The sequence below is a fragment of the Mesorhizobium sp. WSM4887 genome, from assembly GCF_029625865.1.
In the GTDB taxonomy this organism is placed as follows: Bacteria; Pseudomonadota; Alphaproteobacteria; order Rhizobiales; family Rhizobiaceae; genus Mesorhizobium.
Genome location: NZ_JARTVP010000001.1, coordinates 295274 through 322026 on the forward strand (window position 1 = coordinate 295274; position 26753 = coordinate 322026).

At 64.0% G+C, this 26753-nt stretch carries 23 protein-coding genes; 14 read left to right on the forward strand and 9 right to left on the reverse strand.

All coding sequences use genetic code 11. The features are described 5' to 3' along the window. Positions 1-5: 5 nt before the first annotated feature. From P9230_RS01465 to P9230_RS01490, 6 genes are all read right to left on the reverse strand, one after another. On the reverse strand, positions 6-1247 hold the full coding sequence (locus tag P9230_RS01465) for a cysteine desulfurase (RefSeq protein ID WP_127248398.1): 1242 nt from the start codon (positions 1245-1247) through the stop codon (positions 6-8). Positions 1248-1350: 103 nt separating this feature from the next. Then, on the reverse strand, positions 1351-2625 hold the full coding sequence (gene sufD, locus P9230_RS01470; protein WP_127248399.1) for a Fe-S cluster assembly protein SufD: 1275 nt from the start codon (positions 2623-2625) through the stop codon (positions 1351-1353). Positions 2626-2650: 25 nt separating this feature from the next. Continuing rightward, on the reverse strand, positions 2651-3406 hold the full coding sequence (sufC, locus tag P9230_RS01475; RefSeq protein WP_066995090.1) for a Fe-S cluster assembly ATPase SufC: 756 nt from the start codon (positions 3404-3406) through the stop codon (positions 2651-2653). Next, on the reverse strand, positions 3399-3689 hold the full coding sequence (locus tag P9230_RS01480; protein ID WP_095829960.1) for a hypothetical protein: 291 nt from the start codon (positions 3687-3689) through the stop codon (positions 3399-3401). The genes sufC and P9230_RS01480 overlap by 8 nt, the downstream gene beginning before the upstream one ends. A gap of 4 nt (positions 3690-3693) precedes the next feature. Beyond that, positions 3694-5211, reverse strand: a complete 1518-nt coding sequence (sufB, locus tag P9230_RS01485; protein WP_278117114.1) for a Fe-S cluster assembly protein SufB — start codon at positions 5209-5211, stop codon at positions 3694-3696. 237 nt (positions 5212-5448) lie between these two features. Beyond that, positions 5449-6609, reverse strand: coding sequence for a cysteine desulfurase family protein (locus P9230_RS01490; protein ID WP_127248400.1), 1161 nt, complete (start codon positions 6607-6609; stop codon positions 5449-5451). Between the two features lie 247 nt (positions 6610-6856). Here P9230_RS01490 and P9230_RS01495 point away from each other — a divergent pair, with 247 nt between their 5' ends. Continuing rightward, positions 6857-7531, forward strand: a complete 675-nt coding sequence (locus P9230_RS01495) for an alpha/beta hydrolase (RefSeq protein WP_066995082.1) — start codon at positions 6857-6859, stop codon at positions 7529-7531. A 29-nt stretch (positions 7532-7560) separates the two neighbouring features. Here P9230_RS01495 and P9230_RS01500 read toward each other — a convergent pair whose 3' ends face one another. Continuing rightward, entirely contained in the window at positions 7561-8442 is an 882-nt protein-coding gene (locus P9230_RS01500) for a phosphatase PAP2 family protein (protein WP_206520502.1), read from the reverse strand. A gap of 6 nt (positions 8443-8448) precedes the next feature. Continuing rightward, positions 8449-10092 carry a glycosyltransferase family 39 protein gene (locus P9230_RS01505; RefSeq protein WP_278117117.1) on the reverse strand — a complete coding sequence of 548 codons (1644 nt, stop codon included), beginning with the start codon at positions 10090-10092 and terminating at the stop codon, positions 8449-8451. A 338-nt stretch (positions 10093-10430) separates the two neighbouring features. Between P9230_RS01505 and tyrS the strand changes: the two genes are divergently transcribed. Next, the gene (gene tyrS / locus P9230_RS01510; protein WP_278117119.1) at positions 10431-11684 is read left to right on the forward strand and encodes a tyrosine--tRNA ligase; all 1254 of its coding nucleotides are present in this window, start codon (positions 10431-10433) and stop codon (positions 11682-11684) included. A gap of 9 nt (positions 11685-11693) precedes the next feature. Here tyrS and P9230_RS01515 read toward each other — a convergent pair whose 3' ends face one another. Continuing rightward, entirely contained in the window at positions 11694-15104 is a 3411-nt protein-coding gene (locus P9230_RS01515; RefSeq protein WP_278117121.1) for a DUF3971 domain-containing protein, read from the reverse strand. Positions 15105-15201: 97 nt separating this feature from the next. Between P9230_RS01515 and P9230_RS01520 the strand changes: the two genes are divergently transcribed. From P9230_RS01520 to P9230_RS01575, 12 genes are all read left to right on the forward strand, one after another. Continuing rightward, positions 15202-15669, forward strand: a complete 468-nt coding sequence (locus P9230_RS01520; protein WP_067328452.1) for a peroxiredoxin — start codon at positions 15202-15204, stop codon at positions 15667-15669. A 165-nt stretch (positions 15670-15834) separates the two neighbouring features. Then, the gene (locus tag P9230_RS01525) at positions 15835-17118 is read left to right on the forward strand and encodes a M23 family metallopeptidase (protein ID WP_278110675.1); all 1284 of its coding nucleotides are present in this window, start codon (positions 15835-15837) and stop codon (positions 17116-17118) included. A gap of 135 nt (positions 17119-17253) precedes the next feature. Next, on the forward strand, positions 17254-18690 hold the full coding sequence (locus tag P9230_RS01530) for an FAD-binding oxidoreductase (RefSeq protein WP_278117124.1): 1437 nt from the start codon (positions 17254-17256) through the stop codon (positions 18688-18690). Beyond that, entirely contained in the window at positions 18687-19421 is a 735-nt protein-coding gene (locus tag P9230_RS01535) for a FadR/GntR family transcriptional regulator (protein WP_067328267.1), read from the forward strand. The genes P9230_RS01530 and P9230_RS01535 overlap by 4 nt, the downstream gene beginning before the upstream one ends. 2 nt (positions 19422-19423) lie before the next feature. After that, positions 19424-19858, forward strand: a complete 435-nt coding sequence (locus tag P9230_RS01540; protein WP_067328264.1) for a VOC family protein — start codon at positions 19424-19426, stop codon at positions 19856-19858. A gap of 65 nt (positions 19859-19923) precedes the next feature. Then, positions 19924-20976 (forward strand): ABC transporter substrate-binding protein, encoded by a 1053-nt coding sequence (locus P9230_RS01545; protein ID WP_176477644.1) that lies wholly within the window; start codon positions 19924-19926, stop codon positions 20974-20976. Continuing rightward, positions 20976-21749 carry an ATP-binding cassette domain-containing protein gene (locus tag P9230_RS01550; protein WP_278054203.1) on the forward strand — a complete coding sequence of 258 codons (774 nt, stop codon included), beginning with the start codon at positions 20976-20978 and terminating at the stop codon, positions 21747-21749. The genes P9230_RS01545 and P9230_RS01550 overlap by 1 nt, the downstream gene beginning before the upstream one ends. Continuing rightward, positions 21746-22501, forward strand: a complete 756-nt coding sequence (locus P9230_RS01555) for an ABC transporter permease (protein ID WP_067328257.1) — start codon at positions 21746-21748, stop codon at positions 22499-22501. Before P9230_RS01550 ends, P9230_RS01555 begins: the two co-directional genes overlap by 4 nt. Before the next feature lie 141 nt (positions 22502-22642). Further along, entirely contained in the window at positions 22643-23809 is a 1167-nt protein-coding gene (locus tag P9230_RS01560) for an ROK family transcriptional regulator (protein WP_278117127.1), read from the forward strand. Further along, positions 23806-24570, forward strand: coding sequence for an ATP-binding cassette domain-containing protein (locus tag P9230_RS01565; protein ID WP_067328253.1), 765 nt, complete (start codon positions 23806-23808; stop codon positions 24568-24570). Before P9230_RS01560 ends, P9230_RS01565 begins: the two co-directional genes overlap by 4 nt. A gap of 40 nt (positions 24571-24610) precedes the next feature. Further along, positions 24611-25651, forward strand: coding sequence for a sugar ABC transporter substrate-binding protein (locus P9230_RS01570; protein WP_066995049.1), 1041 nt, complete (start codon positions 24611-24613; stop codon positions 25649-25651). Positions 25652-25748: 97 nt separating this feature from the next. Continuing rightward, complete coding sequence (locus tag P9230_RS01575) at positions 25749-26744, forward strand: ABC transporter permease (protein WP_278117129.1); 996 nt, start codon at positions 25749-25751, stop codon at positions 26742-26744. Positions 26745-26753: the final 9 nt, after the last annotated feature.

A 26753-nucleotide genomic window follows, 5' to 3' on the forward strand; every position in this document is an offset into this window, starting at 1 on the left:
CATCGTCATCCGAAGAACTTTCGCGCCTTTTCCAGCGCATCGGCCAAAGCGTCGACTTCGGCCCTGGTGTTATACATGCCGAACGATGCCCTGCATGTGGAGGTCACGCCGAAGCGTTTCAACAGCGGCTGGGCGCAATGCGTGCCGGCGCGGACCGCGACGCCTTGCCTGTCGATAAGCATCGACACGTCATGGGCGTGGATGCCCTGCAATTCGAACGAGATGATGGCGCCCTTGCCGGGCGCGTCGCCGAAGATGCGCAGCGAATTGATGGCGCGCAGCCGCTCGTGCGCGTAATTCTTGAGGTCCGCCTCATGCGCCGCGATGCGCTCGCGGCCGACCTTTTCCATATATTCGAGCGCGGCGCCCAGCCCGATCGCCTGCACGATCGGCGGCGTGCCGGCCTCGAAACGGTGCGGCGGCTCGTTGTAGGTGACGATGTCTTCCGTCACCTCCTCGATCATTTCGCCGCCACCCATGAAGGGCCGCATCGCTTCCAGCATGTACTTCTTGCCGAAGAGCACGCCGATGCCGGACGGACCGTAAACCTTGTGGCCGGTGAAGACGAAGAAGTCGCAATCGAGGTCCTGCACGTCGATCGGCATATGCACGGCGCTCTGGCTGCCGTCGACGAGCACGGGAATGCCACGCGAATGCGCGATGCGCACGATCTCCTTGATCGGCGTCACCGTGCCCAGCGCGTTCGACATATGGGTGATGGCGACGAGTTTTGTGCGGTTCGTCAGCCGCTTCTCGAATTCCTCGATATGGAAGGCGCCGAGATCGTCGACCGGCACCCAGACAAGCTTCGCGCCCTGCCGCTCGCGGATGAAATGCCAGGGCACGATGTTGGAGTGGTGCTCCATGATCGAGAGCACGATCTCGTCGCCCTCGCCGATCCTCGGCATGCCGTAGCCATAGGCGACCGTGTTGATCGCCGAGGTGGTGTTGGAGGTGAAGACGACGTTGTCGGTGCTCGGCGCATTGAGGAAGCGGCGTACCGTCTCGCGTGCTTTCTCATAAGCATCGGTCGCGGCATTCGACAGAAAATGCAGGCCGCGATGGACATTGGCGTAGTCCTGGGAATAGGCGTGCTGGATCGTGTCGAGCACCACCTGCGGCTTCTGCGCCGAGGCGCCGTTGTCGAGATAGACCAGCGGCCTACCGTAGACCTGCCGCGACAGGATCGGGAAGTCGCGGCGGATCGCCTCGACGTCGTAGGGAGCGGTTTCGATCTTCTGGTCCATCACAAGGTCTTTCGAGGCTTCGCCTCACTCCGTCCAGCACCCCTCATCCGTCTTGGCGCTCCGCGCCAATTCACCTTCTCCCAAGTAGGAGAAGGTGAAAGCGCTATCCGTGCGTCGAAAACCAGGCGTCGAGCCGCGCTTCGAGCGCATCGACTAGCTCCTCGTCGTCCAGTTCCTCGATCACTTCGGCGACGAAAGCCTTCACCAGAAGGCCGCGAGCCGCTTTCTCGTCAATGCCGCGCGCCATCAAATAGAACAGATGGTTGTGGTCGATCTCGGTGACCGTCGCGCCGTGACCGCAGACGACGTCGTCGGCGAAGATTTCCAGTTCCGGCTTGGTCGAGAACTCACCCTCGTCCGACAGGAGCAGCGTGTTGCACGCCATCTTAGCGTTGGTCTTCTGCGCGTATTGGTGGACGTTGATGCGACCCTGGAAGACACCCCGCGCCTTGCCGGTCACAACGTTGCGGATCACTTCGGTCGAAGCGGTGTGCGGCACGGCATGGTCGAGCACCATGGTGGTGTCGGTATGCGTGTCGCCGGCCAGAAGGTTGATGCCGCGCAGCTTGAAATCGGCGCCCTCACCAGTCGTCCTGACCACGACTTCCTGGCGCACCAGCTTGCCGCCGGCGTTCATCACGAACAGCGTCAGCTTCGCGTCCTTCCCAATATGCGCCTTGAACTGAGCAAGGTGCGTCGCCGTGTCCGGCTGCTCCTGCACGATCAGCCAGGTCACCTCGGCACCGTCGCCGACCACGAGCTGGCTGACCGAACTGACGAGCGCGGCTTCGCCGCCCTCGCCCGTCTGGCGCTCGACGATGATTGCCTTGGCGCCGGCACCGACACGTGCCAGGAGCCGCACATGCGTCTGGCCGCCGCCCTGCAGGTTCTGCAGCTCGATCGGCTTTTCCAGCTCGGTGCCGTCGGCGATGTCGACGAAATAGCCGTCGGCGACGAAGGCCGTGTTCAGCGCGCCGATTGCGTCATCGGCGCCATAGCGATCGAGCCCCGGCGCGACACTGCCGTCGGTGAGCTTCTCCGACAGGCGCTGCACCGTGACGCCTTCGATCGCAGGCGCCTTGGCGCTCGAAACACCGTTCAGCATGGGCAGAGCGGCCGAACCATCGAGGACCGGATCGAGCGCCTTTGCATTGCCGTTGGCCTCGAAGGCCGGCACCGAGGTCAGCAGCCGGCGCAGGTCCGTATAGTGCCAGGATTCGACGCGGCGCGTCGGCAGGCCGTGCTTGATCGCCTCGATCGCGTCGTCGCGCTTGACCATCACTGCGCCGTCGCCGGGCAGCAGCGACAGCCGCTCGCCGAAGGCGTCGATCAGCGCCGTTTCGGCCAACGTCCGCTGGGGCTGTGCGTGCATGTTCATTGCTCTTGCCTCACTTGGCCCCATCTCACGCGGCTTGCCCGATCACGCCGGCATAGCCGTTGGTTTCGAGATCGAGCGCCAGCGACTTGTCGCCAGACTTGATGACCTGGCCCTTGTAGAGCACGTGCACGCTGTCCGGCACGATGTGCTCGAGCAGGCGCTGGTAGTGGGTGATGACGACGATCGCGCGCTCCGGCGAGCGTAGCGCGTTGACGCCGTCGGCGACGATCTTGAGGGCGTCGATGTCGAGGCCTGAATCGGTCTCGTCGAGCACGCAGAGCTTCGGCTCGAGCAGTTTCATCTGCAGGATTTCGGCGCGCTTCTTCTCGCCGCCGGAGAAGCCGACATTGAGCGGCCGCTTCAGCATGTTCATGTCCATGTTGAGCGAAGCGGCGGCGTCCTTCACGCGCTTCAGGAATTCCGGAACCTTCAGGGGCTCCTCGCCGCGCGCTTTGCGCTGCTCGTTCATCGCGACTTTCAGGAATTCCATGGTCGCGACGCCCGGTATCTCCATCGGATACTGGAAGGCGAGGAAGATGCCGGCGGTGGCACGTTCGGCCGGATCCATTTCGAGGATCGACTGGCCGTTGTAGAGGATGTCGCCTTCGGTGACCTCGTAGTCCTCGCGGCCGGCAAGGATGTAGGACAGCGTCGACTTGCCCGAACCGTTCGGGCCCATGATGGCGGCGACCTCGCCGGCTTTGACCGTCAGGTTCAGGCCGCGGATGATCTCCGTGCCGTCCTCGACGATGCGGGCATGCAAATTCTTGATCTCAAGCATTATCTTCTACTTTCGTGTTCTTGTTGTCCTCGACGCCGGGTCCTTGACGAGATTTCCCCAGAAGAGCGCCCGCAAGATCGCCAGTAACGATCATCCAGCCAAAAAAACCTACCGCGCCTAGGGTCGCAATCGAACCACCAACATTCCTTACCGAACTCAAGCCAAATATCGCGCCTATTAAAGCCACCACGGCACCTCCAATAGCCAGCGTCAACAAGAGCATCAGAACGATGACTATCAAACTCTGGATACGCTCGAAGAATTTCCAGGAGCGCCGTTCCATTTAGTCAGCCCACGCTGCCTTCCAGCGAGATCCCGATCAGCTTCTGCGCCTCTACGGCGAACTCCATCGGCAGCTGTTGGATGACGTCCTTGACGAAGCCGTTGACGATCAGTGCGATCGCCTCTTCCTCGGGAATCCCGCGCTGCATCACGTAGAACTTCTGGTCCTCGGATATCTTCGACGTCGTCGCCTCGTGCTCGAACTTCGCCGTCGCGTTCTTGGCTTCCATGTAGGGCACGGTGTGCGCGCCGCACTGGTCGCCGATCAGCAGCGAATCGCAGTTGGTGAAGTTGCGGGCGTTGGTCGCCTTGCGGTGCGCCGAGACTTGGCCGCGATAGGTGTTCTGCGAGAAGCCGGCGGCAATACCCTTGGAGATGATGCGGCTCGACGTGTTCTTGCCGAGATGGATCATCTTGGTGCCGCTGTCGACCTGCTGATAGCCGTTCGACACCGCGATCGAATAGAACTCGCCGCTGGAATCGTCGCCGCGAAGGATGCAGCTCGGATATTTCCAGGTGATCGCCGAGCCGGTCTCGACCTGCGTCCACGAAATCTTCGAACGATGGCCGCGGCAATCGCCGCGCTTGGTGACGAAATTATAGATGCCGCCCTTGCCCTCGGCGTCGCCCGGATACCAGTTCTGCACCGTCGAATATTTGATCTCGGCATCGTCGAGCGCAATCAGCTCGACCACCGCGGCATGCAGCTGGTTCTCGTCGCGCTGCGGCGCCGTGCAGCCTTCGAGATAGGACACATAGGCCCCCTCCTCGGCGATGATCAGCGTGCGCTCGAACTGGCCGGTATTCTTCTCGTTGATGCGGAAATAGGTCGACAGCTCCATCGGGCAGCGCACGCCCTTCGGCACCAAGACGAAGGAGCCGTCGGTGAACACGGCCGAGTTCAGCGTGGCGTAGAAATTGTCGGAAGTGGGCACGACCGAGCCCAGGTATTTCTGCACCAGCTCAGGGTGCTCGCGGATCGCTTCCGAGATCGAGCAGAAGATAACGCCGGCCTGAGCCAGCTCCTTCTTGAAGGTGGTGACGACCGACACGGAATCGAACACGGCGTCGACCGCGACGCGGCCGGACTTGTAGACGTTGTCGTTGGCCTCCTCCAGCTCCGAAGCGTCGGTCTTCTGCACGCCGGCGAGGATCTCCTGCTCCTTCAAAGGAATGCCAAGCTTCTCGTAGACCTTGAGCAATTCGGGATCGACCTCGTCCAGCGACTTCGGTCCCGGCGTGCTCTTCGGCGCCGCGTAATAGTGGATGTCCTGGAAGTCGATCTTCGGATAGTGGACGCGCGCCCAGGTCGGCTCTTCCAGCGTCAGCCAGCGCCTATAGGCGCCCAGACGCCATTCCAGCATCCAGTCCGGCTCGCCCTTCTTCTCGGAGATCAAGCGAATGATGTCTTCGCTCAGGCCCTTGGGGGCCTTGTCCATCTCGATCTCTGTCTGGAATCCGTATTTATACTGGTCGACGTCGATCTTTCGGACTCGATCGATCGTCTCCTGCACAGCAGGCATAAGCGTTCTCCATCCACGCCGGGGTCAAGGCCCGGCAGTTTTCAAACTATGGCACCGCACAAACGCGCCCCAGGAAGGACTCGGCTGCGGAGTAAGCTCCATATAGTGCGTTCCGGCCGGAAATTCACCCGTCCAAACGAAACGCACGGCTTTACCAGGCCGGATGGCCTGAATTCGTCTTTCGAGCACCGGATTTCAAGAGCCGCCCGGGATCTCTTGTCCGATGCCCTGCCGCCGTCAGGCAGCCTTTTCTTTTCCAGCCCGACGCGCGGCTATGCCCGCCAGAGCCGCCCGGAACGCCTCGATTTCCTCGGCGCCGGTGGCGCGGCCAATCGAGACGCGCAATGCGCCAAGGCTCTCGCCGTGGCCCATCGCCTTCAGCACATGGCTTGGCCCGACTTTCCCCGACGAGCAGGCGGAACCGGCCGACAGCGCAACACCGGCGAGATCGAAGGCGATCTGCGCCGTCTCGGCCTTGACGCCGGGAATAGCGAAGAATGTCGTATTGGCAAGCCTTGGCGCTGCCGCTCCAAAGATTTCCGTATCAGGGACGAGCTCCCGGACGATGGCTTCGACCTTGTCGCGACGGCGCGCGACCGCTTCCATGTCTTCCAGGCCGGCGAGTGCTGCCCGCGCCGCGGCACCAAAACCGGCAATGCCGGGAAGATTCTCCGTGCCGGCGCGATGGCCCTTTTCCTGGCCGCCGCCTTTGATCAGCGGCTTCGGCATCATCAGATCGGCCCGGGCGACGATGGCGCCGACGCCCTTCGGGCCGCCGATCTTGTGCGAGGAAAGGATCAGATAATCGGCATAACCGGCTGACATGTCGATCGGAATCCGTCCTGCCGCCTGCACGGCATCGACGACCAGCACGCCGCCCGCTTCCTTGACGATCTCGGCGATGCGTCCGATCGGCTGGATCACCCCCGTCTCGTTGTTGGCGGCATGGATCGCCACCAGCGGCAGGCCGGCAGCCTTGTCATGCGCGGAGAGCGCCGTAGTCAGCGCCTCGAGATCGGCAATGCCGTCTCGATCGACGCCGATCCTCGTCACCTGCGGCGCCGAGAACCGCCCGCCATTCAGAATGCAGGGATGATCGGCGGCCGAGACATAGAGGTGGCTGATGCGGACAGAGCCGCGCCCCATCTGCCAGTCGGGAGCAAGCAGCGTCGATGCGGCCTCCGTCGCGCCGGAGGTGAACACGACGTGCTCGGGCCTGGCATTGACCAGCCCTGCCACGTCACGCCTGGCATCCTCGATCAGCCGCCGCGCCGCGCGGCCCTCGCTGTGAACCGACGACGGATTGGCGGCATCGAGCGCCGCGACCGCCGCCGACCGCGCCTCTGCCATGAGAGGTGCGCTGGCGTTGTAGTCGAGATAGGCGCGAGTTGCGGCCATTTTCCTTCAGTCGATCCTGTCAGCAGCCATTCCGCGAGGACAGCGCGTTATTTCCTTGAAATTGCAAGGCGAGCCGTCCTATTTACCCGGCTTGCGGCGCGGGCGGCCGAGAAAATGCGTTCTCGGCACCCAGTTTTGAACAATTCTAAACTAGCTTCTAGGAAGACGCTTGCCCGGCGTCAAGGCCACAGAATGGGCCAAAGGAAGAGTCCGGGCTCGCGCCTTCGTATGCCACGTGGAGTATTTTATGCCTGAGGTCATTTTCGCCGGTCCGGCTGGTCGCCTGGAGGGCCGTTACCAGCCTTCCAAGGAAAAGAGCGCGCCGATCGCCATTGTGCTGCATCCGCACCCGCAATTCGGCGGCACGATGAACAACAAGATCGTCTACGACCTCTTCTACATGTTCCAGAAGCGCGATTTCACCACGCTTCGCTTCAATTTCCGCGGCATCGGCCGCAGCCAGGGCGAGTTCGACCACGGTACCGGCGAATTGTCGGACGCGGCCGCTGCGCTCGACTGGGTGCAGTCGCTGCATCCGGATTCCAAGAGCTGCTGGGTCGCGGGCTATTCCTTCGGCTCATGGATCGGCATGCAGCTGCTCATGCGCCGGCCCGAGATCGAGGGCTTCATCTCGGTCGCCCCGCAGCCCAACACCTACGATTTTTCGTTCCTGGCACCCTGCCCGTCGTCCGGCCTCATCATCCATGGCGATGCCGATAAGGTGGCGCCGCCCAAGGACGTGCAGACGCTGGTCGACAAGCTGCACACGCAAAAGGGCATAACCATCACCCAGAAGACTATCTCCGGCGCCAACCATTTCTTCGCCAACCACGCCGAACTGCTGATCGACGAATGCGCCGATTACCTCGACCGGCGTCTGGCCGGCGAGCTCGCCGATCCCCGGCCGAAGCGGCTGAGGTAGATTTCGGGCTAACCTGAGACCAAATAGCTCTACGGGCGGTCAGCCGACAATTGCTCGCGGCTCCGCCTCGCCAACGATGTTTTACCCTTGGATCCACTGGAAGACAGCAGCCGGAACGTGCGCTTGGGCACGGGTCTGGTCGACGACGGCCGCCGGAAGATGAAACCGAGCCGCGCGAAGACCAACCCTGCGGCGATCGCAAAGGCTAGGCCGAGCCCAAAGCCGGCCACTGTGTCGCTCGGATAATGCGCGCCGACGAAGACGCGCGTCGAAGCGATCAAGGCCGTGAGCGCAAGCGCAATGTGCCAGCGCCTTGGAAACAGCAGCAAGAGGACGCCGAACACCGCCCCCATCGTCGTGGCATGGCCGGACGGAAAGCCGGCGAAGCGCGCATCCATGGCGAAGGGATGCAGCGACAGCACCCCGTAATCGTTGAAATAGAGCGGCCGGGCCCGGCCGATGCCGTATTTCAGTAAGTTGACGGCCAACCCGGAAAGACCAACCGCGCAAAGCACCAGGAAAGCGAAGCAGGTCCAATTGTAGACGAGCAGACGCGACGACCTGGAAAGCCGTCGCCAGTCCGTCAGGTTGGCTGCGACGAGGCAGAGAGCGGCGGGGATGAGATACCAGCCGCCCAGGCCGAAATCCGTTAAGAAGTCGGTGAAACGGACGAAGCCTGGCGTCCACCCGCCGCGCATCCTGCCGGCTGCGCTGTCCAGGGTGAGGCCAATGGCTATGGCCAGCAGAAGCCATGCAGAGACCCAGACGAGCCAGGGAATCTCGGGATAGCGCGCGGGACGCACTGCAAAACGCCGCTGCACGATGCGCGTCGTGACGAGGAAGTTGCCGAGCGAACGGCGGTAAAAAGAAACGGCGGACATGGCTCTATAGGGAACTTCGAGCTCCGACATTATTCCTCACTGGGCCACTCGATAAAGGCCGAGCGCCAGCTTGTCTCCTGACGAATAGTTGAGCCCGTCGATCTCGGTCAGTCGCTTCGCCGACTTGCCCTGCCCGGCAACCAGCTCGTTGAGCTTTTGCTCCTCCTTGACCGGCACCAGTCCCAGCGCACAGGTCGGATCGGCCAGCAGGTGCTTTGCCACGCCATCGACGTCGGTCAGCACGGTCTTGGTCCCGACCAGGAACACCAGGCTCGGCTCGTGATAGGGGGACGAGGCGAGCACCGTGGTGTCGCAAGGACGGTTGGCATCGACGGCTGCCTTGATGGCCGGGCTCAGCCAGATCGGCTTCAGCGACGGCGCAATCACGCCGAACAGCAGGCTGAACGTTACGCCCGCGCCGATCGCGATCGCCGCGATGCGTTCGAGCGGCACCTGCAATTGGCGCGGGAAAGCCAGATAGCCGGTCACGAGCGCGGCGATTGCCGCCGGAATGCTCCACCAGGAAAAGGCTTTTGCGAGATAGAGCGGCGCGCCTATGCATACTGCGGCTAGCCCGATCGACACGACGACGACGCCGAAGGCGGTCGACCACCACAGCCAGTTCTGCCAGCGCTTGAGCGGCGCATTGGCCTTGTCTTCCGGCAAGGTGAGCAGCCAGCCGATCAGCAGCGCCATGCCGGGATAGGCCGGCAGCACATAATGCGGCAGCTTGGTCGGGATCGCCTCGAACACCAGCCAGAAGGGGATGTACCAGGCGAGACAGAAGCGCAGGCGGGGGTCGTCCCAGAAGCGGTTGATGGCCTGCAGCCCGGCGCCGACCGCGATCAGGCCGAAAGGCCACATGAACAGCGAATAGGTGAGCATATAGAAGCCCGGCGGCAGGCCATGCGATTCCTCGCCTTGCGCCACCTTGTTCAGCATGTCCTTGCCGACCGCCTCCTGGAAGAAGGCGCCGCCGCTCTTCCAGCTGATGAGGATGATCCAGGGCAACACGATGACGAGCACGATTGCGACGCCGCGCACCAGCTTCAGCTTCAAAAGCCAGCGCCAGTCGCGTTCGAAGGCGAACAGCGCGCCGGCCGTCAGCAGCGACAACAGCGGAGCGACCGGACCCTTGATCAGAATTCCCAGTCCCTGCGCGATCCAGAAGATCCATGGGAGGTGGCCGGCAATCGGCTCCTTGCGGCGGGCGGCCAGATAGACCTGCGCCAACGCGCCTTGCGCGGCCACGCAGCAGGCGAGCAACATGGCGTCGGTCTTGGCGTCGCGGCCTTCGAAGGCGGTGGCGAAGATGGCGGCTATCATCAGGCCGGCGGCAAGGCCGGCATTGGCGCCGAAGAGTTTTGTGCCCGTCCAGCCGATGCCCACGACGGCGAGCGCAATGCCGAGCATCGAAACCAGCCGATAGACCCAGATCGGCGCTTCGGCCCCCTCACCGCTCAATACGACGGCCGCCGATTGCAGCCAATAGATGCCGATCGGTTTCTTGTAGCGCGTCACATCCTGCAGGCGGATGTCGATGTAGTCGCCGGTCTCGACCATCTGCTTGGTCGACTGGACGAAGCGGGATTCGTCGCGGTCGATCGGCGGCAGGCTTGCCAGCCCGCTGACGGTCATCAGGATGCTGAACAGAAAGAGGAGGAGATAGTTCCTGTTCATCGCGGGAGCTTGTCCGATCTGATCTGCGGGATAGCCCCGTCGCGGCGCGTCGGGGCGTGCTGCCCTTGCGCGGGCGCCTCATTACGCCAGCAAAAGAGGCGAAGCAAGGATGCGGCGATAGCACGCAAAGCCCCAAGCCACTTTTGCTGATCGCCCATTTGCCCGTTGAAGCGCGATCCCACGCAAACCGGAAACCACTTTTGCTGATCACCTGTTTGCCTCTTGAAGCGCGATCCTACGCAAAACCGGAAACCACTTTTGCTGATCGCGCTTGGATGCTAAACGCGCCCCTTCACGTCAAGCTCGGCCAAATGCCGTGCGATCTCCGGGAAGAAAAGATGTCCGCCTTCAAGTCCGATTTCCTGCGCATCATGAGCGAGCGCGGCTTCATCCACCAGATTTCGGATGAAACCGGCCTCGACCAGCTTTTCGCCAAGGAAACGGTGAGCGCTTATATCGGCTTCGATGCGACGGCGAAGAGCCTGCATGCCGGATCGCTGATCCAGATCATGATGCTTCACTGGCTGCAGCAGACCGGCCACCGGCCGATCGCGCTGATGGGCGGCGGCACCTCGATGATCGGCGATCCTTCCTTCAAGGACGAGGCGCGCAAGCTGCTGACGCCTGGGGACATTGAGAGCAATCTCGTCGGCATCCGCCGCAATTTCGCGCCATACCTCAAATTCGGCAGCGGCGACGGCGACGCGGTGATGGTCAACAACGCCGACTGGCTGATGGAGATCAACTACGTCAATTTCCTGCGCGATGTCGGCCGGCATTTCTCCGTAAACCGCATGCTGGCCTTCGATTCCGTAAAGCTCAGGCTCGACCGCGAGCAGTCGCTGTCGTTCCTCGAATTCAACTACATGATCCTGCAGGCTTACGACTTCGTCGAGCTCTACAAGCGCGTCGGCTGCCGGCTGCAGATGGGCGGCTCCGACCAGTGGGGCAACATCGTCAACGGCATCGATCTCGGTCATCGCATGGAAGGCGTGCAGCTGTTTGCGATGACAACGCCGCTGCTCACCACCTCGTCGGGCGCCAAGATGGGCAAGTCGGCCTCCGGCGCTGTCTGGCTCGACGGCGATATGCTGTCGCCTTACGAGTTCTGGCAGTACTGGCGCAACACCGAGGATGCGGATGTCGGGCGCTTCCTGAAGCTCTACACGACACTGCCGCTCGCCGAGGTCGCGCGCCTCGAAAAGCTCGGCGGCTCGGAGATCAACGAGGCGAAGAAGATTCTCGCCACCGAGATCACCGCCATGCTGCATGGCCGCGAGGCGGCCGAAACGGCTGCAGAGACCGCGCGCAAGACTTTCGAGGAAGGCGCGCTCGCCGACACGCTGCCCAGCATCGACGTCGCCAAGGCTGATCTCGAGGCCGGCATCGGAATCCTGTCGCTGTTCGTCACCGCCGGACTCGCCGGCTCCAATGGCGAAGCGCGCCGGCACGTCCAGGGCGGCGCCGTGCGCCTCAACGACCAGGTGGTGACCGACGACCGGCGCGTGGTGACGCTTGAGGACCTGGGCGCGGAAGGTGTAGTGAAGCTCTCGTTCGGCAGGAAGAAGCACGTTCTGGTGCGGCCGATCTAGTCGGCCTCATCACCGATATTCGAAGATTGAGCGAAAAATTCCCGGCGCCACCACCGACAGCGGATTGATGTTGAGCGTCGGCTTGTTGGCGTTGCCGCGCAGCCGGTAGGTGACGCCGATCAGGCCGCGGTCGCGGCCGTTGCCGAGCAGCGGGCCGAACAGCGGCAGTTCGCCGAAGATGCGATTCAGCCCATAGACCGGCATGAAGGTGCCGGTCATGTCCATATTGTTGTCCTGGTCGTAGAGCGTGCCCTGGAAGGTGGTGCCGATGCGCGGACCGCGCAACAGACCGTTTGCCAGTCTGAGATAGCCGGAGCCTTTGTCGATCTCGGCATAGCCGCGCTCGAACTGCACCCTTGAGGTGTCGATGTTGGCCTTGACCGCCTGGTTGAGGCTGCGCGTATCGCCGGCCGGCCTGGTCGACACGATCGACGCAAGCTTCGGCTCGTTGACGACATAGAAATTGCTGGCGTCGACCTGGCCCTTCATTGGCCCGTCGGCGTCGCCCGCCAGCGACAGCGTGATAGCCCCGCCCTCCATATGCTCGTAAATGTTGAGGAAGCGCAGGATAGCGCCGGCATCGGCCGATTTCATCCTGAGGGACCGGCCGCCGTCGCCGGTGGTGTTTCGGACGGCAATGGCGGCACCCGAACTCGCCGTCGCGCTGACATCGAGACCATTCACCCGGGAGCCGGCAGCGCTGTAATTCAGCTTGAGGTTCGACAGCACCTCGTCGTGAAAGCCGGTCAGCGACTTCACGTCGGCGCTGACCGAGATCGCGTCGGCGCCGGCGCCTTTTGTGGCTGTATCGACGTCTGTGGTGAACTGTTTGATCAGCGAGCGGGCGTCGAGAGAGTCGCCGCTGACGTTGACCGCATAGCTTTTGCCCGACCGTTTGACCGAGACCGCGACGTCGTCTCCTCTGTTGAGCGCGACCTTGCTGAACCGGGCCGAGGACAGCGCCCCGTTGACCAGTGTCACATCGCCGTCGATCGAAAAGCTCTTCCCATCGAGATCGAAGTCGGACAGCGTGGTCGTGCTGCCGGACTTTGCCATCGTGAAGGTGACCTTGGCCGGAATGCCGGCACCCTTGCTCCATCCTGCCCAGGGGATGTCGAGCCTTGCGTTGGTCAGGTCGGCCGACACGTTCTGGACGCCCTCGCCGCTCTTGTCGATCGCCACCTTGATGGTTCCGGAAAGCAGCGGCGACAGGCCGGGCATTGCTGCAGCGCGCGTCTTGTCGTCGATCACCAGCGCGACCTTACGGCTGCGCGGCGGGCCGCTGTCCTCGAGCGGCTCGACCAGGTCGAGCTCGGCTGGAATGCCGTTCAGCTTCGCCTTCGCCGATATCACCGCACGGTCGGGGCTCACGGTGATCGACCCGTCGGCCTCGGTCACCATCTGGTCCTCGAACGGCTTGGCTAAGGAAAGATCCTGGTAGTCCAGCGCCACCAGCCAGTCGAGCCTCGAGGTATCGACGCCGGAAGTCAGCGGAATGTCGGCCCGCACATGCCCGGTGACGGTGCCGCTCAAATCCTCAGGCGCAAGCCCGACATGGCGCATGGCGTTGATCGGCTCAAAGGAGGCGAGTTCGGCGATCGCCGTGGCTTCGCCAGCGACATCGATGTCGAGAGAGCCGATCACGGGCGAAACATTCGCCTGCTTGATCGTCAGTGTGCCCCCGCTTGCCGCCACGGTGCGGCCGCTCGGCATAAAAACGCTGCCCGAGGACAGCGTGATATCGACATCGTTGCCGTGGAAGGCAACGACACCGACCGCATCGCGGATCGGCGGAATGCGCCCCGCAGTATCGAAGCGCGAGCCCTCGACCTGGAAGCGGCCGAACACCTCGTCGCCGGAAAGCGGAACGCCGTTGCCGAGCCGCCCAGGAACGACCTGGAACTGCAGGTTGGCGTCGACCACACGGCCGCCGAACAGGTTGTCCAGCACCCAAAGCCGCGCGTTGCGGGCAGAGAACCAGGGCCACAACTGCTTCACATGCGAAACCGGCATGTCGTGTACATTGAGCGACAGCGACACACCCGGCGGGCCATTGTCGATGAAGGCGAGCGACGCCGTGCCCAGCACGTCGCTCGAACCCCCGGAGCGGACGCCGATCTGCTCGGCGACGAGCTTGCGGCTCTTGGTCTGGTAGACGCCGGCGACCCGGGCAAGAAACTGAAGCGCCGGCTCCGGCGATTCCGAAGGCGCGAGCGTCGAGCCGTCGCTGACAAGGTCATAGCGGTAGGACGGCTCCTCGCCCGCGGCTGCCGGTTTCGGCCCGATCGAGCCTGAGAAATCGAATGTCGAGCGGCCGGTCCTGATCAGCAATTTGTCGACCGAGACCTTGTTTGATCCCGCGACCAATGTGGCCCTGGCATCGACGTCGGCCGGCAGCAGCCCGCGCGAGCCGAGATCGAGCACCGAGCCGCCGAGCGACAGCGACGCCGTCAGCCGCGACGGCGTGTCGCCGGACGCCTCGGCGCCCGAAAGCTTCAGCGCAACAGAACCAAGCTTGCCGCCCTGGGCGGCGAAGTTCCCGCCACTGGAGCTTCCCTGAGCGGGCGCTACGCCGACGTCGGCTATCGCGAGGGCGGCGTCCAGCGATGCTATCCGCCTGGCGCTCGGATCGCGCGCCGCGGAGGCGCTCAGGCTGACATGCCGGCCGTCGACATCGGCATTTGAAGACAGTTCCATGCTGCCTGTGCCCGTCTGCCCAACAGTGGCCTCGGCGACGGTCACACGCCTGACCGATCCGCCCGGCGGCAATTCGAACTCGACGTTGCGGAGGTCGATCTGGCGCATCGATTCCGCGCGCACCGCATCCAGCGCCGCGTTGACGCCGCCAAACACCGCCGCCGATACTTTCTCCGGATCGACCAGGCCATCCTCGTTGCGCAAAGCCGCAGTCCAATCACCGCTCCCGGACGGCATGGCGGCGACCATGATGCGAGCGTCGGAGAACCGGGCGCTGGTGAGCTTGACCTCGCCGGATAGCAGCGGCAGCAGGCGCATGCCGAAGCGGACGCGCCCGACGTCGGCCATCGGCTTGCCGTCGGCCGTCTTCAAGCTGACGTCGCTGACCTGCAGAGCGACGAAGCTCGACCCATCGAGCGTCAACCGCGCCGGCCCAACGGTGACGTTGAGATCGACGCCTGCGAGCTTCTCGATGGCCGTCTCGGCTTCGGCGCGAAGTCGCTCGGTGCCGATGCCTGACGTGCCAAGCACATAGACGCCAATTGCCGCCAGAAGCACCAACGCGCAGAGCCCGGCGAACACCCGACCGAGGATGCGGAAGCGCCGGCGCACCGAAGCACGGCCGAGCGGCGGCACGCTGCAAGCGGACGGAAAAGCTCCCAGGTCGGTGATCTCGTCCCGCCTGAACCTGATCTTCTCGTGCTGCGGTTGCTCCTGATCCAAGCAATATTCCGTTGTAAACGTACTCGTCGTGGACGAATCCCCGCCTCACGTTATATCGATGCTCGATCCGCGCGTAACCGCAAACAAGGGCATCGACATGGCTGAACTCGACGTGGGCGACGTTGCGCCGCAATTCGATCTTCCGCGCGACGGCGGCGGCTCCCTCAGCCTCGCCGCGATCCGGGGAAAACCTGTCGTACTCTACTTTTATCCGCAGGACGACACCACAAGCTGCACCAACGAGGCGATCGGCTTCTCGCAGCTGAAGCCGGAATTCGAGAAGGCCGGCGCCGTGGTCATCGGGCTGTCCCCCGATAGCGTCAAGAAACACGACAAATTCAAGGCGAAATACGATCTCACCCTCGATCTCGTCGCCGACGAGCAGCGCAAGGCGATCGAGGCCTATCATCTGTGGGTCGAGAAGACGATGTACGGCCGCAAGTACATGGGTGTCGAGCGCGCCACCTTCCTGATCGGCCAGGACGGACGCATCGCCCGCATCTGGCGCAAGGTGCGCGTCAAGGGCCATGCCGAAGAGGTGCTGGAGGCGGTGCGCGCGCTCTGAAGCGGGGCAGACCCAAAGCTTCCGCGATTTGCTGGCCTCCTTCCCTGCAACCTGCCACCCGCGTTGCGGGAATTGGTTAAGCCGACATCGCGGCCAGCAAAGCTTTGTTAACCCTAATAATGTGTAATCGAGCTATCGTTGGAGTCGTAACGAAAGCTTGGTCCCGTGAATCCAAACGGTCAGTCAGCGGTCTTCGGCAGGCGCAAGGAGCCCCATACGGTCATTATCGCGCGGGGGAACGAGATCCGGCATTTCACCATCCGTCCGTGGCTTGCCGCCTTCGTCGGGTCGGCGCTGGCGGCGATCGCCATCGGCTATCTGCTCGCCACCTCCTACCTGGTGCTGCGCGATGACCTGATCGGCGCCACCACGGCCAGGCAGGTGCGCATGCAGCAGGCCTATGAGGATCGCATCTCCGCGCTTCGCGCCCAGGTCGATCGCATCACCAGCCGCCAGCTTCTCGACCAGCAGCTCATGGAGACCAAGGTCAGCGAGTTGCTGGCCAGGCAGACCCAGCTCAGCCAGCGCCACGGCCGGCTCGGGCCGATCCTCGAACGCGCCGAGAGCGAGGTCGGCGATGTGCCCGCCGCAGCCAATGCCACCGCGACTAAACCCGACGAGCGCGCCGAGATCACCGGCGGTCTTTCGCAGGTCCCGACCTACTCCGTCGCGTCGTTGGGCGCCGGCGACACGAGGCCATTCTCCCTGTGGTCGACACGCTCCGACCCGCTAGACAACGAAACGGCGGCGGATCGTGCCGACAAGCTCTTCGTGTCGATCAACGCTTCGCTCAAGGCCATCGAGAACCAGCAGCTCACCCGTATCACCACGCTTGCGGATAATGCCTACCGCAACGCCGACGCGATCTCGCAGGCGCTGCAAGCCGCCGGGCTGCCGGCCGACACGGAGCTCGACAAGAACGATGTCGGCGGACCGCTGGTGCCGCTCGATTCTTCGATGATCTTCGACAGCAAAGTCAAAGAGCTGGATGAAGCTCTTGATGCGCTGGATCAAGTCAAGAAAGAGGCGCGCAAGCTGCCGCTCAGCAATCCCGCGCCGGGCCATACTGTGACCAGCCCGTTCGGGGTGCGCACCGACCCGATCCTCGGCACGGCCGCCCTGCATACGGGAATGGATTTCAGGGCGCCGATCGGCATGCCGGCGAAGGTCACCGCTGCCGGGATCGTCACCAAGGCCGGCTGGAACGGCGGCTACGGCCGCATGGTCGAGGTCGACCACGGCAACGGCTTTGCGACGCGCTATGGCCACCTCAGCGAGATCGACGTGACGGTTGGCCAGAAGCTCGCCGCCGGCGACGTGATCGGCAAGACCGGCAGCAGCGGCCGCTCGACCGGTCCGCATCTCCACTACGAAGTGCGCCACAACGGCGAGGCGGTCGATCCGCTGCGCTTCCTCGCCGTCGGCAAGAAGGTCGCGCAGTACCTTTAGCGCACGCCTCGCGGCCGACCCGAGGTCCCTCCAGATTTATCCACCGTTTTGCTTGGCAGCGCTCGCTTTGGATTGACTCTATCGAAGTTGTAGGATGATATACATCACCCTATCGCCTCATCGATTGCGCCGCTGATGACCATTCGCAGCCTCTCACCGCAAATCCTCAGCGTCCTCGAAGACGCAGTGGGGCCGAGCGGTCTCACCGCCGACACTGCTGGAATGGCGAAGTATCTCGGCGATTGGGCCGGCGACTATCGAGGCAGCGCGCTGGCCGTGCTGCGCCCCGCGTCGGTGGCGGAGGTGCAGGCGCTGATGCGTCTGTGCGGCGAGTTGGGGCTCGGCGTCATTCCACAGGGCGGCAACACCGGCTTGGTTTCGGGCGCCATCGATGACACCAGCGCCGGCGTTATAGTCGTCAGCCTGGAGCGGCTGAACGCCATCCGCCGGATCGATCGCGCGAACTTCACACTTCAGGCGGACGCAGGCTGCGTGCTGCAGACGATCAAAGAGGCAAGCGAGGCCGAAGATTGCCTGTTCCCACTGGCGCTCGGCGCACAAGGCAGTTGCCAGATCGGCGGCAATGCCGCGACCAATGCCGGCGGCGTCAACGTGCTGCGCTACGGCATGGCGCGCGACCTGATCCTGGGGCTGGAGGTTGTTCTGGCCGATGGCGAGCTGTGGAACGGCTTTTCCGGGCTGCGCAAGAACAACAGCGGTTATGACCTGAAGCAGCTGTTCATCGGCTCCGAGGGCACGCTCGGCATCATTACCGGTGTGGAGGTCAAGCTGTTCCCGAAGCCTGCCCGTGTCGAGACCGCCTATCTCGGCCTCATCTCGTTCGAAGCGGCCATCGGCCTGTTCAACCGAGCGCGCCGCGCCTGCTCCGATCTGATTTCCGCCTTCGAGATCATCGGCTCGGAATGCATCGATTTGGCCCGGCTGGTCGATCCTGGAATGACGGCGCCTGTCGCAGGACCCGTCCATGCGCTGATCGAATTGTCCTCCGGACCGACCATCGACCTCAACGGCGTGCTCGCCAGTTTTCTAACCGATGCAATCGAAGGCGGCCTGGTGGCCGACGCAGTCCTCGCGACCAGCAACGCGCAGGCTAAGGCCTTCTGGGCGATCCGCGAGGGACTGGTCGAGGGCCAGGCGAAGCGCGGCTACCACGTGCGCACCGATCTCTCGGTGCGCATTTCCGATATCCCTGCCCTTGTCGAGCGCGCCCGCCGCTTCGTCGCCACCGAATATCCGGGCTGGATTGCACTGGCCTATGGCCATGCCGGCGACGGCAACATCCATTTCAATGTGCTGCCGCCGCTCGATCTCGCTGATGGCGAAGCGCGGGTGCGCGGCGAAGAAATCACGGCCGGACTCTACGACATCGCCGTCGGCCTCGGCGGCTCGATCAGCGCCGAGCACGGCATCGGCCGCAGCCGTGCCCGAGAATTCTGGGCCGGGCTTTCGCCGGCGCATCGCCGCATGGTTGCCGCGCTGAAGACTGCGCTCGACCCTAAAGGGGTGATGAACCCCGGCTGCCTGCTGCCCTCGACGGAGCGTTTTTTATGAAGCAGAGACTGGCCGCCATCGGCACCGTCGAAACCCTGCCGCACCGGGTCGCGGCCTTCCTCAGCCGCGAGATCGAATCCGGCGAGTTGAATCCCGGCGCGCGGCTGCCGACCGAGCAGGAGCTTTCCGAGAAGTTCGGCGTCAGCCGCAATGTGGTGCGCGAGGCGATTGCCCAGTTGAGGGCGGACGGCATGATCGAGGCGCGGCAAGGCATCGGCGCCTTCGTGCTGGCGCCCCAGCAAAGGGCGGCGATCCGCATCGACCGCGAGGCGCTCAAGGACACCCACAATATGGAGCGGCTGTTCGAGCTGCGTTGCATCCTCGAGGCCGAGTCGGCGGCGCTCGCCGCGGCGCGGCGCGGGCAGGAGCATCTCGATTCGATCAAGGCGGCGCTCGACCGCATGGGCGGCGAGGAGCGCTGGGAAGAAGGCAGCATCGACGCCGACCTGCTATTCCACCGCGAGATCGCGCGGGCGACCGGCAACAGCTACATCCACACCTTCATCTCTTTTGTCTGCGAGCAGATCCGCCAGTCGATCCACTATGCCCGCTTAACCAACCCGCTGCACGATCTCGTCGAGATCAATGTCGGCGAACATGTGCGCATCTATGAGGCGCTAGTGGCGGGCGATCCGGCGGCGGCAGAAGCAGCAATGCGTACGCACATCATCGGCGCTGCGAACCGCGTCGGCGTGAAGCTGCCACTCTCCAAGACCGGCGGGACGAAATAATCATGCCGGCCAACCTCACCCGCATCTCCGACGTCTGCCTGCTGGTGGAAAATATCGAGCGTACGGTCGACTTCTATGTCGGGAAACTCGGCTTCCGGCTGCGTCGGCGTGCCGAAGGGTTTGCCGATTTCCATGGCGAGGGCGTGACGCTCGCCGCCTGGGAGCTCGACCACATCAACCGACACACCGGCGTCTCGAACCAGAGATCGCCGCGCCAAGCGCACAAGGTTTGCGTCGCCGTCCAGCTCGGATCGCCGGCCGAGATCGACCGGCTGCACGGCGAATTGAGCGCCAAGGGCGTGCCCTTCTATGGACCGCCCGAAAACTACGTCTGGAATGCGCGCTGCGCCTATTTCACCGATCCGGACGACACGCTTTGGGAGCTTTACGCCTGGCTCGACGGCGGCCCTGGCGACTACCACGACCAACAGCCGTAGCGACGCCGCGCCGAGGGAGCGGCGCTTGGAAAGAAGAGACAAGAAGTCTGCAACAGGAGCGAAAAATGAGTGGGAACCAAGACTACGAATTGAACCGCCGCGCTTTCGTGAAGGGCGGCCTCGCAGCGGTCGCAGCCGCGTCAGCCGGTATGCAATTGGTGTTGACGCCGGGCGCCAGGGCCGCCGGCAAGGTCGTCATCCAGTATGACTGGCTGATGTCCAATGGCCAGATCGGTGACATCGCGGCCGTCGCCAACGGCTATTTCAAGGATGCCGGGCTCGAGGTGGAGTTCAGCCCTGGCGGCCCCAATGCCTCGACCGTGCCGCCGGTGATCTCCGGCGCCGCGCAGCTCGGCCAGTTCTCGGAAACGCCGCAGCTTTATGCGGCGCGCGCCAGCGGCGTGCCGATCAGAATCATCGCCTGCGGCTTCCGCACCGGCCCCTATGCGCTGACCTCGAAACCGGGAAAGCCAATCCGCAATGTTGCCGACCTCAAGGGCAAGAAGATCGGCATCCAGCCGACCGCGCGCTTCGTCATCGATGAGATCCTGGCCAAGAACGGTATCGACCCCTCGGAAGTCACCATCGTCAATGTCGGCTTCGACAAGGCGCCTCTGGTGCGCGGCGACGTCGACGCCATCGGCGGCTGGATCACCAACACCCAGGCGCTGAGCGCGGTCGGCGAGGACCGCATCGATCTCCTGGTGCGCGACCTCGGCCTCGCTTCCTACGCCGACGTCTATTTCGCGACCGACGCGGCGATCGAGAAGGACCCCGACACACTGGCGAAGTTCGTCGGCGCGGTCGGCAAGGGCTGGGGCTGGGTTCACGCCAACCCCCAGGAAGCGGTGAAGAAGATGGTCGCCGCGTATCCGGAGATGGATCTCGGCTGGGAAGAGAAGACCGTCAACCTAGTGCTGAAACTCTCCTTCGACGGCGCGACCGCCAAAGATGGCTGGGGCACGTTCGACCCTGCCTCCATCGAGGAGCAATTGACGCTGCTCGACAAGGTCGGCCAGTACCCGAACGGACGCCCGGCCGCCAAAGATGTCTACACCACGAAGATCCTGGAGCTTTCGGCCGCGGACCGGCCCAAGCTCGACGCGCCCGCGGCCTGATGCCGAACGCCATCGAAGCGCAGAAGCTCGATGTCGGCTATGGCGGCCGGCAGAAGGTCGTCAAGGTGCTGTCCGGCCTCGACCTCACGGTCGCGGCCGGCTCCTTCCTGTCGATCCTCGGCCCGTCGGGCTGCGGCAAGTCGACCTTACTTCGCGTGGTGGCGGACCTGCTCGACCCGCTGGACGGCACGATCAGCGTGCTTGGAGCCACACCGCACGCGGTGCGCTCGCGCCGCGACGTCGGCTTCGTCTTCCAGGATTCCACCCTGCTGCCCTGGCGCACGGTGCGCGACAATGTGCGCCTGCCGCTCGGCGTCGGCCAGCGCAGCCTCACACGCAAGATCGATGACCGCAGCAGCGAACTGCTGGAGCTGATGGGGCTTGGCGGACTCGGTGAACGCCTGCCGCATCAGCTTTCGGGGGGCCAGCGCCAGCGCGTCGCCATCGCGCGCGCCCTGCTTAGCGAGCCCAGGCTGCTTCTGATGGACGAGCCGTTCGGCGCGCTGGACGAGATCACGCGCGATCGCCTCAACGACGAATTGCTGACGCTCTGGCGGCGCACCGGCACAACGATCCTTTTCGTCACCCATTCGATCGCCGAAGCCGCCTATCTCGGCGAGCGCGTCATTGTGCTGGCTGCCAATCCGGGACGGGTGGTGAAGGACCTCGACCTGCGGCCCTTCAAGCAGGAAGGCAACCGCTGCAAGCGCGAGGATGCGGCGATCGTCGGCGCCATGGCCGAGTTGCGTGCAGCGCTGGAGCGCGCATCGTGAGACCGGCGCCGCTTGCCCCGCAAATGGCGATTGCACTTCCGGTTCTGGGCGCGGCGTCGATCCTGATTGCCTGGCAGTATCTCCTGCCGCTGCTCGGCGTGCCGGCCTATATCGTGCCGACGCCGACGGCGATCTTCGGCGTCTTCCAGAAGAATTTCGCCCTGCTCATCGACAATCTCAGACCGACGCTGATCGAGGCGCTGGCGGGCTTCGTCATCGGCAATCTCGCCGCCGTGCTGCTTGCCGTGGTCTTCGTGCACAGCCGCATCCTGCAGGCCGCCTATTTCCCGATCGTGCTGTTCTTCAACACCATTCCGATCCTGGCGCTGTCGCCGATCATCATCCTGATCTTCGGCCTCGGCATGACGCCAAAGATCGTCATCGCCGCCGTGATCTGCTTCTTCCCGACCCTGGTGAACATGATCCGAGGCCTGGATTCGGCAAGCGACAACGAGCACGAACTGTTCCGCGTGCTGTCGGCGACACGCTCGGAGATCTTCTGGGCTCTGCGCCTGCCCCGCGCCCTGCCGATGCTGTTCTCCTCGCTGCGCATCGCCTCGGCCACTGCGGTAATCGGCGCCATCGTCGGCGAATGGATCGGCTCGGACAAAGGCCTCGGCGCGCTGATCATCCAGGCAACGTTCAACTATCAATCCGACCGGCTCTACGCCGCGATCGTGCTGTCCTCGTCGCTGTCGATCGCCCTTTTCTGCATCGTCGTGCTGATCGAGCGTCGCGTCATCAGATACTAGCTTGCCGCACATTGCCCGGGTCGCAAACGCCGGGGCCGCAGGGAAACTTGCTCTCCTCGAGAGCCGGGCAAATTATTTTTGAATTCCATTTGACTGAATAAATCTTCTCTGCGAACCTTGTGTCCGTCAGGAGCGCAAGCCATGGCGTTGCGGGGAACCAATCAGGAGTTCGGGCGGCCATACAACCGGCGCATCGTGCTCGAATCCATCCGCCGCTTCGGTCCGATCGCCCGCGGCGACATCGCGCACCACGTCGGGCTCACCGTTCAGACGGTCTCGACTATCGTGCGCGAGTTGGAGGAACAGGGTTACATACTGTCGGTCCGCGAGGAACCGAAGGGCCGCGGCCAGCCGCCGGCCACGCTGCGCATCAACCCGGAAGGCGGCTATGCCGTCGGCATCCACCTCACCCCGCTGGGGATAGACGCCGCACTCATCAACCTGAGCGGCGACGTGATCGAGAGCGTCCATCGCGAAGCGCCGAGCCCGACGCCCGATCTCGCCTTCGAGGCGATCGGCGCCATGGTTGCCGATCTGACCGGGCGCCGGGCCGGAGGACGGGTCATCGGCGTCGGCATGGCGCTTCCCGGCCCGTTCGGCGTCGAGTCCATGAGCTTCGTCGGACCGACCACAATGGCCGGCTGGAAAGGCGTGCCGTTGCGCGAGCGCCTTGCCGCCGCGACGGGCCTGCCCGCCTTCTTCGAGACCGATATGGCGGCGGCGGCCATGGGGGAACGCCTCTACGGCCTCGGCCTCCAGCGTTCCGACTACTACTATCTCTACTTCAGCGTCGGGCTTGGCGGCGCCATGGTGCATGACGGCGGCGTGCTGCGCGGGGCCTGGGGCAATGCCGGCGAGATCGGACACATCCCCGTCGTTCCGGAAGGCGAGCTTTGCCCCTGCGGCAACCGGGGCTGCCTCGAACGCTATCTGTCGCTCGAGGCGCGCGGCCGCTGGAACGGCAACGACGCCGGATGGGTGGCCGAAGTCGCTCCGATCTTCCGCAATGCCATCGCCGTGATTGAAAATCTTTTCGATCCCGAGACGATCGTGCTTGGGGGCCTCGCCTCGCCTCAGTTGCTCGAACGCTTGGCTGCATTGGCGGAGCCGCTGCACAATTCGGTTTCGGCTCGCAAGGATCGCGCCGCGCCGCGCATCCTCGTGGCGCAGGGCGGGCAGCATGCCGTGTTGCGCGGCGCCGCGGCACTTGCCGTTTCCGGCGTGCTTTCGCCACGCTTCGGCCAGATCTTCACCGCCAAGCGGCAGCGCGAAGGCGACCTTCTGAACGGCGGAGACATCGCGGCATGAGCGAACCCCTGCTGGTCCTCGACAACGTCACCAAGAATTACGGCGCCATCCGGGCGCTGAGGGGCATCAGCTTCTCGATCGCGCGCGGCGAGGTGGTGGCGCTGCTCGGCGACAACGGCGCCGGCAAGTCGACGCTGGTCAAGATCATCGCCGGCGGACTCGAGCCGACCTCGGGTCGCATGCTGTTCGAAGGCAAGGAGTTCCTCGCCAAAACCCCCGCCGAGGCCAAGGCCGCCGGCATCGAGACCGTCTACCAGGACCTCTCGCTCTGCACCAATGTCGACGTGGTGGCCAACTTCTTCATGGGCCGCGAGATCACCCGCAGGGTGCTGGGCGTTCCGGTGCTCGACGAGCGCGCGATGGAGTCAGTAGTGGCGAAGGCGCTGGCCAATGCCGGCACTCGCATTCCCTCGCTGCGCACCAAGGTCGAGCATCTCTCGGGCGGCCAGCGGCAGGCGATCGAGCTCAACCGTTTCGTTCATTGGGGCGGCAAGCTGGTGCTGCTCGACGAGCCCTTCGCCGCGCTCGGCGTCGAGCAGACGCGCCGCGGCCTCGACATGATCCGCAAGGTGGCGAGCCAAGGCATCGGCGTCGTCATCATCACCCACATCATGCAGCAGGCCTTCCAGGTCGCCGACCGGATCGTGGTGATCCGCCAGGGCGTCGTGGCGGGCGACGTTGCCCGCAACAAGACAAGTCCCGATGCGGTGATCAACATGATCACCGGGGAAACGCTCGCCGGTGCCGGACCGGCGGGCTGAGGGACAAATGAGGGGTCCGGCGAAAAGAGGAGCGAACGACATGAAGCGAATGCTACTTTCTGTCTTCGGTATCCTGGCCCTGGCCATTGCCACGCTCACGCCGGCATTCGCCCAGTCCAAGGGTACCGTCTACTACCTGGTGCCGACCTTGCTCGACGAATTCCAGACCGGCTCGGTGAGCGCGCTGGAACTGTTTCTGAAACAGGTCGGCTACGAGATGAAGACGCTGAACGCCGACAACAAAACCGACGCTCAGCAATCGCAGATGAACGACGTGATTGCGCTTAAGCCGAAGGCGATCATCCTCGCCGCGGTCGATTTCAATGCGTTGAAGCCATCCGTTGAAGCCGCCCGCGCGGCCGGCATCCCTGTGGTCGAGTTCGACCGCCAAATCACCGCCACGCCGTCCGACTTCACATCGGTCGCCGGCACGGTCGAGATCGGCCACATTGCGGCGGAGCAGGCCGAAGCGCTGCTGAAGGCCAAGCATGGCTCGGTCAAGGGCAAGATCCTGCAGGTGCTCGGCGATCCCGGCGATCCCTACACGCTCGACATCCAGAAGGGTTTCGAGGAGAAGATGAAGGCGTTTCCGGACGTCAAGATCATCTCGCTGCCCGCCATGCAGTGGGAGGCGAGCAACGCCGGCACCATCGTCGCCGACCAGATCTTGGCCAATCCCGACATCGACCTGATCTTCAGCCACGCTGCGCATCTTTCGGTCGCGGGCGTTGCCTCGCTGGAGGCCGCCGGTAAGAAGCCGGGCGATGTGATGATGATGAGCTCGAACGGCGCGCCGGTCGGCCTCGACCTGATCCGCAAGGGTTGGCTCAACGTCGAAGTCGAACAGCCGCTCTACGCCCAGGCCGCGGCCGTCGCCATGTTCATGGACAAGGTCGTCAACAAGCAGGAGATCAAGCCCGGCGAGTACGACGTGCTCGGCCTGAAGTCGGTGGTGACCAAAGAAGCCTGGGGCCCGAACATCAAGATCCCAGGCGCGGCGATCACCAAGGAGAATGTCGACAACCCCGCTTTCTGGGGCAACCTGAAGCCGCCGACGGATACCGTTAAGCCCGTCGAGTAGGCCTTTTCCATCGAGCTCCGGGCCTCCCGGCCCGGAGCCTCGCGGGCCCGCCCCGCGGCAGCCGCATATTCAAATTCGACGCTAACCGGATCGGCCGATGAGCCCACGCACCCGCCACAGTCTCGAGCTTGTGCTCGACAATCTCGTCTGGTTCATGCTGGTCTTCGTGCTGGCCGTGTTCTCGACGCTCATTCCGAACTTCTTCCAGCTCGGCATCTTCGCCAACATCGTCGAGGCATCGAGCGTGCTGGGCGTGATGTCGATCGGCCTGGCGCTGGTCATCATTGCCGGTCACATGGACCTGTCGGTTGAATCGGTCGCGGCGCTCAGCGCCATGGCAGTCGGCATCATGTTCTGCTCGTCAGGCATCGGCCTCGGCCTGCAGTTGCATCCGGACTGGCTGATGGTGCCGGTCTCGCTCGCCGTAGCCCTGGCGGTGGGAGCCATTATCGGCGTCATCAACGGTTTCCTCATCGTCAGGCTGCAGATGAGCGCCTTCATCATCACGCTTGCCTCCTATATCTGGGTGCGCGGCCTCGTGCTTGTCGTTTCCGGCGGACGCTCGGCGCAGGATTTGGCGCCGGCCATCCGCTGGTTCGGTATCCAGCGGCTCGCCGGCCTGCCGCTCACCGCCTGGATCGCTGTCGGCTGCTTCGTCGCCTTCTCGCTGATTCTCGCCAAGACGCCGTTCGGCCGGCATCTGGTGATGATCGGCGGCAACGAGACCGCGACCTTCCGCGCCGGCATCCGCGTCAACCGCAACCTGATCATCGCCTTCGTGCTTGCCGGCGCCATCGCCGGCCTCGCCGGCTGGCTGCTCGCCATCCGCACCTCCGGCGCCACCGCCAATCTCGGCGTCGGCCTGCTCTTCAACGCCTTCGCCGCCGTCGTCATTGGCGGCGTCAGCCTGAAAGGCGGCGTCGGCACCCTGCCCGGCGTCTATGCCGGCGTGCTGCTCCTGTCGGCCATCAACACCGCCATCAACCTCATGGCCCTGCCGGCCAACTTCACCCAGGTCATCCATGGCTTGCTGGTGCTGGCGGCCGTGCTTCTCGACGCTTTCAAGCAAACCATTCGCCAAAGACTCGCATGACAGGACGGC

Excerpts from the sequence above, each read along its gene's own strand:
- P9230_RS01465 (WP_127248398.1), bottom strand. The coding sequence starts at position 1,247 with ATGGACCAGAAGATCGAAACCGCTCCCTACGACGTCGAGGCGATCCGC.
- sufD (WP_127248399.1), bottom strand. The coding sequence starts at position 2,625 with ATGAACATGCACGCACAGCCCCAGCGGACGTTGGCCGAAACGGCGCTG.
- sufC (WP_066995090.1), bottom strand. The coding sequence starts at position 3,406 with ATGCTTGAGATCAAGAATTTGCATGCCCGCATCGTCGAGGACGGCACG.
- P9230_RS01480 (WP_095829960.1), bottom strand. The coding sequence starts at position 3,689 with ATGGAACGGCGCTCCTGGAAATTCTTCGAGCGTATCCAGAGTTTGATA.
- sufB (WP_278117114.1), bottom strand. The coding sequence starts at position 5,211 with ATGCCTGCTGTGCAGGAGACGATCGATCGAGTCCGAAAGATCGACGTC.
- P9230_RS01490 (WP_127248400.1), bottom strand. The coding sequence starts at position 6,609 with ATGGCCGCAACTCGCGCCTATCTCGACTACAACGCCAGCGCACCTCTC.
- P9230_RS01495 (WP_066995082.1), top strand. The coding sequence starts at position 6,857 with ATGCCTGAGGTCATTTTCGCCGGTCCGGCTGGTCGCCTGGAGGGCCGT.
- P9230_RS01500 (WP_206520502.1), bottom strand. The coding sequence starts at position 8,442 with ATGTCGGAGCTCGAAGTTCCCTATAGAGCCATGTCCGCCGTTTCTTTT.
- P9230_RS01505 (WP_278117117.1), bottom strand. The coding sequence starts at position 10,092 with ATGAACAGGAACTATCTCCTCCTCTTTCTGTTCAGCATCCTGATGACC.
- tyrS (WP_278117119.1), top strand. The coding sequence starts at position 10,431 with ATGTCCGCCTTCAAGTCCGATTTCCTGCGCATCATGAGCGAGCGCGGC.
- P9230_RS01520 (WP_067328452.1), top strand. The coding sequence starts at position 15,202 with ATGGCTGAACTCGACGTGGGCGACGTTGCGCCGCAATTCGATCTTCCG.
- P9230_RS01530 (WP_278117124.1), top strand. The coding sequence starts at position 17,254 with ATGACCATTCGCAGCCTCTCACCGCAAATCCTCAGCGTCCTCGAAGAC.
- P9230_RS01535 (WP_067328267.1), top strand. The coding sequence starts at position 18,687 with ATGAAGCAGAGACTGGCCGCCATCGGCACCGTCGAAACCCTGCCGCAC.
- P9230_RS01540 (WP_067328264.1), top strand. The coding sequence starts at position 19,424 with ATGCCGGCCAACCTCACCCGCATCTCCGACGTCTGCCTGCTGGTGGAA.
- P9230_RS01545 (WP_176477644.1), top strand. The coding sequence starts at position 19,924 with ATGAGTGGGAACCAAGACTACGAATTGAACCGCCGCGCTTTCGTGAAG.
- P9230_RS01550 (WP_278054203.1), top strand. The coding sequence starts at position 20,976 with ATGCCGAACGCCATCGAAGCGCAGAAGCTCGATGTCGGCTATGGCGGC.
- P9230_RS01560 (WP_278117127.1), top strand. The coding sequence starts at position 22,643 with ATGGCGTTGCGGGGAACCAATCAGGAGTTCGGGCGGCCATACAACCGG.
- P9230_RS01565 (WP_067328253.1), top strand. The coding sequence starts at position 23,806 with ATGAGCGAACCCCTGCTGGTCCTCGACAACGTCACCAAGAATTACGGC.
- P9230_RS01570 (WP_066995049.1), top strand. The coding sequence starts at position 24,611 with ATGAAGCGAATGCTACTTTCTGTCTTCGGTATCCTGGCCCTGGCCATT.
- P9230_RS01575 (WP_278117129.1), top strand. The coding sequence starts at position 25,749 with ATGAGCCCACGCACCCGCCACAGTCTCGAGCTTGTGCTCGACAATCTC.